This window comes from Cobetia crustatorum, from assembly GCF_000591415.1.
Taxonomy (GTDB): Bacteria; Pseudomonadota; Gammaproteobacteria; order Pseudomonadales; family Halomonadaceae; genus Cobetia; species Cobetia crustatorum.
The window spans coordinates 44,427-50,827 of sequence record NZ_JEMF01000048.1 but is presented as its reverse complement, the minus strand read 5'-3'; the positions used below and the strand labels follow the sequence as shown (position 1 = coordinate 50,827).

Genomic DNA, 6,401 nt, shown 5'->3' with positions numbered 1-6,401 from the left:
AACCGGAAAAACAGGCGGCTTGAAGGAACTCAGAGGCGACAGATTTCTTGACAACTACCGGGAATGACACTTTTTCATTGAGATATCTCTGCTTCCATCATGCTCAGCGTGAGCCGACTTTTTCAAGCAGGAAAGGTGTTGGTGGCAAGGGTGTTCTCATGGCAGACAGAAAGTATCAGTCGCTGATGTCGATAGAGGGGATGAGTGATGATAGGTGGCACCGTGTCGGCAAATGGGTCCTGTGGCGCAAAGGCGAAATTGCCTGAGGGCTTGGAGAACCCCTGTGGATGTGAAGCGAAAATCTCACACAAATCGTCAATGAGATTGATTTGCTTTTGATAATCGTTGTATTTTGAGGTCACTTATCAAGACTTCTTGCATAAATTGTGGTGTAACCGAGTGTTTTACCGCCTTTTCTGGCGTTTGACCTGTATTCGTCAGTGAAGACATCGCAGGAGTGAGGACCATGAATTACGATGCAAGGGATTTGCTCTGACATGCATGATCTATCGAGTGTCTTCGTTGACGTGGGTGACGCAGAGCGACCACGCAAGCCTGTTGGCTCGCCAGCAGAAATCGCGCATTTGGCGATGACCTATCCTCAGTCAGGTGATTGGTATCAGGTACGCTACCCACGCAGCCAAGGATGGGTACGTGAGATATCTCTTTGGCAGGGGGCGATGCTGACGCTGTGTGACATGAGCGTCATGCGTGCACATCAGGGACAGCATGTCTTTCGAGATGGGGTATATCTCTGTCTTGTCCTGGAGGGCACGCTCGCACTGGCAGGGCATGATGGGCGCTGGGTCGATATCGCTGCGGGAGAAGGCGGGGTGTTTCGGGCAGTGAATGCGCATGGGACATCGCCTCATCTACTGAAAAGTTGGCACGCTGTTGGACGATTACGCTGCATCAGTCTTCTTATCGAAGAAGAGCGTCAGCAACCGGAGAATGTACGCAAACGACTTGGCATCTGGGATACCCAGACAACCAGTCATCCGCCATATGCCTCAGATGGCCCTGTCTCACATATCTCCAGCTCATACGCGCATCCATCACGTTGGATGCCGGGGTTCAGCTTGTATCAGCAACTGGAAGCCAGCATGCCAGCCGCTGAAAGTGAGGTGGCCATGTGTGAAGAAGGTTGTCTGCTTCACTGGCAGGGGATTGGACTGCAGCTACTGAGCAAGGCTCTACAAACGGCACGGTACGGGACACGCTCCAAGGCCTCGATTTCTCATGGCAGGCCCGTGAGCGAAAGTGCTGGGGACGCCGTGATATCGGCTGCTGCGATTCATGCCTCACCATGTCGACATCTCGAAGCGGTACGCAAGCGCTCAACACCTCTCCGCAGGTTGTTCATCCCCTGGGTGAGCTTGCGAGACTGGCCTGTATGAGCCCGTCGAGTTTACGTCAGAAGTTTCGAGTAGCTTATGGAAAATCGTTGGGCCACTACCAGCGGGAGTGCCGTATGCAGTGTGCCCAGCAGGCGCTATTGCAGGGCATGAGCATCCAGCAGGTAGCACATCGTGTGGGCTACGCGCACGCCTGTAATTTCGCCACTGCCTATCGCCGCCACTTCGGGCTATCGCCGCAGGAGGCACGTGCCAGGTTTCATGAGACCGGATGAGGGTCAGGTGGCAGATAGATCTCCAGGGCTTGGCAGGCATGAAAAACGGGCAGCCATTGGCTGCCCGTTTTTCATTTTGATGCAGAGCGCTCAGAAGGAAAGTGGTCTAGAGGAAAGGCACCATCGGAAGCACCACGTCGTCTAACAGGCCTGTTGGATAGTGCAAATTCATCGTGTGCTGCATGCCCAGCAGGAAGACTGCCACGCCCAGTGAAAACAGGGCGGAGAAGCCCAGCGACTTGCGCGCCACGATCCGCTGGAAACCAAGGCAGAAGATTACTGCAGTGCATACGAAGCCAAGCACTGCGCTGATACCGATCAAGACGAAGAAGCCCAGTACCACAGCAATGCTCTTGGTTGCTGGCTGCTTTACTCGAATCATGCCGCGCCGCCAACCATTGAAGACCACCGCGATTACCGAGAGCAGCGTGATGAAAGCAGCCAGCGTCGGGAAGGCCTTGCCCAGCGGCATCAGGCCGCTTATATCGAAGAGTGCCCATATTCCAACCGCTGCCATCATGAGCAACAGCAGTAGATCGACGCCACCAAAGCCTCGCGATTCCAGTAAATCTTCTTCCGGAGAGGGGGCGCTGTCGACCACCTCGTGCGTCTGACGGCGACGCATGATCGCCTTGCGGATCACCGGCAGGAAGAAGGCCAGCAGAATCAGGCCGAGGATGATCAGCACGCCCGGACGAAGGAAGGCTTCGGCACCGTGGAACTGCAGGCTCTGGTAGAAGTAGTTCTCGGCACCCGGCGCCAGTACGAAACCGATCAGAAAGGCAGGACGTGACCAGCCGGCTGTCTTGAACAGCACGCCCAGCATGCCGATCATGGCCAGCGCCACCCAATCACCCAGCGAGCGACTGGCCTGGTAGGCAGCAAACATGATCAGGATGGTGATGGCGGGTGCCAGAATCGCGAAGGGTACACGGGTCAGCTGCGCCACGGGACGAGCCAGCAGCAAGCACAGGCCTGCCCCGAGGATGTTGGCCAGCGCTAACGACCAGATGATGGTGTAGGTCATGTCGAGATGAGTAGTGATCATCGACACGCCCGGTTCGAGGCCTAACAGCAGGAGCCCTCCCAGGAAGACGGCGGCCGTCCCGGAACCCGGAACCCCGAACAGTAGCGTCGGGACCATGGCGCCACACGCACAGGCGTTGTTGGCAGATTCCGGCGCGATGACGCCGCGAATATCACCCTTGCCGAATTGGCTCGGATCCTTGGCCGTCTTGACCGCGAAGCCGTAGGTGATCCAGTCGACCACGGAGCCGGCAAGACCCGGAATGGTGCCGATCAGACTGCCGATACCGGCACAGCGGACGACCAGCCACTTGTTCTTTACGACATCCTTTATCCCGGCAGACCAGCCCTTGCCCAGGTCGGTATTGCCGTCCTTGGCGATGCTGCCACGACCCATCAGTAGCTCGACGATTTCAGGTACGGCGAAGATACCGAGGCCCAGCACGATCAACGGAATGCCGTCGTACAGGTAGTCGATGTCCAGATTCATCCGATATTCGCCAGTCGCGGGAGCAGCGCCGATTGCACCCACCAGCAGGCCCAGTCCGCAAGCGGCGGTGCCTTTGAAGAGATTCTTGCCAGAAAGCACCGCAACCATCGTCAAGCCGAGTAGCGTCAGCACGAATAATTCAGCCGACGAGAAGGCCAATACCAGTGGGCGGGCGACCAGGATGAAGCCGGTAAGAATGATGGCGCCGATCACGCCGCCACACAGTGAGGAGAGGAAGGCACTGGTCAGCGCGCGCGCTGCCTGGCCCTTCTTGGCCAATGGAAAGCCATCAAGCACTGTGGCTTGAGAGGCACTGGAACCGGGGATGCCCATCAGTACCGAGGCGAAAGTATCGCCAGTGGGAATGACCGCGACCATCCCCATCAGCATGCCCAGTGCGTAACCGGGATCAAGTCCATATAGAAAGGGCAGCAGTAGCGCCATGCCGGCGATGCCACCGAGTCCGGGAATGATGCCGACCAGCAGGCCAACGAAGATGCCGATCATCATGAACAGCAGATGGGGCAGCGTAAAGACATGTCCAATACTGGACAGCAGGGTGTCGATCATGGCGTTTATCAACCTCTTTTTCTTGTCTGGCGCGCAAGCAGATAGCCACTCGGATCAATCGCTTTTCAGGTGCGTTGCAGCCTTCATGGAAGCGCTGTGGCAGTTGCTCACGGGATGGATAAGCCTCATATCCCGTGAGCGCATGACGCTATCTGTGATTCAAGGCACCCGTTATGACACTGGCCTCACGACTTAGCGGGATTGAAGTCGAATATTGTGACGTTCCATCAACCAGTTCTTGACCCAGGCGTGCTGTGCTTCAGTGAGTTGCATGGCGCTATGTAGCTGAGCGGCGGCAGCCTTGCCTACCATCAGGCCATAGGGTCCAACCTTCACGGCAGCTTCCTTGAGGAACTCGGGGTCTTTGGCCAGGTCACGCGCGGCTTGGCGGTACTGTTCCAGTAATTCAGGGTCGATATCCTTAGGCACCAGCAGCATCTTCTGCATGGCGTAACCTGAGGCGAAGAACTTGTGGAAGATCTGATAGGCCTCATCGTCACGAGAGTGTCCTTCCTGTGCCAGATATAGCTCGGAGAAGGTTGGCAGTGCCGGGAAGGACGCGTCTCGCTCGATGTGACCTTCATCGTTCATCATGCCCAGGCTGAACAGCGGGATCGCCTGGCCAGCATCGACCAGTGGTGTGACGTTGCTCTTGAATGCTGAAGTGGTCTGGAAATCCAATGCAACTTCGCCGCGTTCGAAAGCCAGGCGGCCCTCGCCACGGCTCTTCATGCCAAAGACAGGGTCAACCTTGAAACCGAGCAGATCGAATGCCATCAATACCGGCATCTCCAGTCCCGTCGGGTTCTGGCCAGCGAACTTCACTTCCTGAGAGGACAGGGCTTTCAGCGCGCTGGCGCTGTCCTTGCCCAGCGAACTTGAGGCATAGACGACCCCGCCAGTCGGTGCTGCAAAGATCGGTTCCCAGTCGGCATAGTCATAACGCACGCGGCGGTCACGCAGCATGGCGGGATACTGGGTTGAAGCTGAGGTGACCAGCATCTCATCCCCACCATTGCCAGCCCGCTTGCTGAACAGGTTGACCCCGGAGATTGAGCCGCCGCCGGGCACATTGTCGATCACGACTGCGGGGTGGCCCGGCAGGTCCTTGGTGACCCAGTTGGACATGAAGCGCGCCCAGACATCAGTGCCCCCACCAACGCCGAACGGTACTGTCCACGTCAAGGTGTCGGGGACGTCACTGGCGGCATGGGCGGCTGAAGAAAGCGGTAGCAGGCCTATCATTGGCAACATGACAGCCATGGCAGTCGTGCGTGCATGATGCTTGAGTGAATGGCGGCGTGATGGGGTGGCGTGGTGCTCGCGGGTAGACACAGTAGAGAACATGGTCTGACTCCTGATTATTATTGGAAGACTGCTAATTGGTGGAGCGTTATCTCTGCCCGGGAAGGGCAGAGCTCGTTCGTCAGGCAGAACGGTTGTTATCGTCGGCTATACCGTGGTGCATTCATGTGCGTGGCGGCATGACCACGGAATCTGGCAGGTCGATGAAGACCTCTCCGCTCATGATCTTGCGTGCTGTACGCAGGAGGGAGACTCGGCTCGGCGTCATGGGGTCTGTATTTTCGTGCTCGACCTCGACATCCAGGAAGCCTGCGGGGTGCTCCAGTTGGACGTGCTGCGTCAGGCTATCCGCAGTGATGGTACCCGCAGCGAGTGCGATACGATTCGCCAGAGTTCCCGGGACGCTGGTAGCCACGGCCAGCGTGATGGCACCTGTGACGGCAAGAGCACCGTGGCAACGATGCGGCACGAAATAGCGTGTGCAGAGTGTGCCAGTGTCCGTACGGGGTGCAGAGAGAATCACGGGTTTGGGCAGTACTGAACCACGCACATCTCCCATGCCCATCAGCTCACCTGCCTTGAGGCGAATCTTCTCAAGACGTGCCATGGCTTCCAGATTGGCATCCATCTCGGCCGGTGTTTCGTTGCCTTGCCAGCCCAGGCTTGCCGCCTCGATGAGAATCACCGGTGTCGCGGAGTCCAGGCAGGTCACCTCAATACCATCAATCACATTGATGGCCTGGCCGCTGGGCAGCAATTTGCCTGTCTTGGCACCTACTGCGCCAAGAAAGCCGAGCTTGATGGCATTGCCAGCACCTGGAACGCCACTGATCTGAGTGTCGCCCTGGTAGGCGACGCGGCCGCCGGGCGTTGGTACCTGGCAGTCGATCAGAGTGCGAGTGTTGAGGTTATGAATCCGCAGATGCGTGACCTGGTCCTTGGCTTCGACCATGCCAGTCTCGATGGCGTAAGGCCCTACTGCTGCCAACATATTGCCGCAGTTCGGAGAGAAGTCGACTTGATCACCCTCGACATCCACCTGCGCGAACAGGTAGTCGACATCCGCTTCAGGATGGCTAGGAGGAGCGATGAGGGCGATCTTGCTGGTCAACGAATTGCCTCCGCCAAGACCATCGATCTGCAGTACGTGGCCTGAGCCCATGACCTTGCGCAATACTTCGCGGCGGCCATCGTCATCTTTGGGAAGGTGATCCAATCGCAAGAAGGGGCCTCGAGAGGTTCCGCCACGAAGGATTATGCAAGGAAGTGAATGCATCATGTTGAAACGCGCTCCTGTCTGTTTGCGCCTTTCTGAAGCATTACAGCCTCTCATCCATGCATCAAATGCAAATAAATCCTATAATATATGCAATTCTCACA

At 57.2% G+C, this 6,401-nt stretch carries 5 protein-coding genes; 2 read left to right on the top strand and 3 right to left on the bottom strand.

Annotated elements, in window-relative coordinates; genetic code table 11:
* The first annotated feature begins 497 nt into the window (after positions 1–497).
* Both BF12_RS22225 and BF12_RS21705 read left to right on the top strand, forming a co-directional pair.
* A complete protein-coding gene (locus BF12_RS22225) occupies positions 498–1,397 on the top strand; it encodes a hypothetical protein (protein ID WP_169734528.1) in 900 nt (299 codons plus the stop codon).
* Entirely contained in the window at positions 1,307–1,630 is a 324-nt protein-coding gene (locus tag BF12_RS21705) for a helix-turn-helix domain-containing protein (RefSeq protein ID WP_084488082.1), read from the top strand. Before BF12_RS22225 ends, BF12_RS21705 begins: the two co-directional genes overlap by 91 nt.
* 106 nt (positions 1,631–1,736) lie before the next feature.
* Here the strand turns inward: BF12_RS21705 and BF12_RS0111130 are convergent, their stop codons facing one another.
* From BF12_RS0111130 to BF12_RS0111115, 3 genes are all read right to left on the bottom strand, one after another.
* Entirely contained in the window at positions 1,737–3,716 is a 1,980-nt protein-coding gene (locus tag BF12_RS0111130; protein ID WP_024952349.1) for a tripartite tricarboxylate transporter permease, read from the bottom strand.
* A gap of 192 nt (positions 3,717–3,908) precedes the next feature.
* Positions 3,909–5,063, bottom strand: a complete 1,155-nt coding sequence (locus BF12_RS0111120) for a type 2 periplasmic-binding domain-containing protein (RefSeq protein WP_024952347.1) — start codon at positions 5,061–5,063, stop codon at positions 3,909–3,911.
* Positions 5,064–5,184: 121 nt separating this feature from the next.
* Positions 5,185–6,297 (bottom strand): 4-oxalomesaconate tautomerase, encoded by a 1,113-nt coding sequence (locus BF12_RS0111115; protein ID WP_169734529.1) that lies wholly within the window; start codon positions 6,295–6,297, stop codon positions 5,185–5,187.
* Positions 6,298–6,401: the final 104 nt, after the last annotated feature.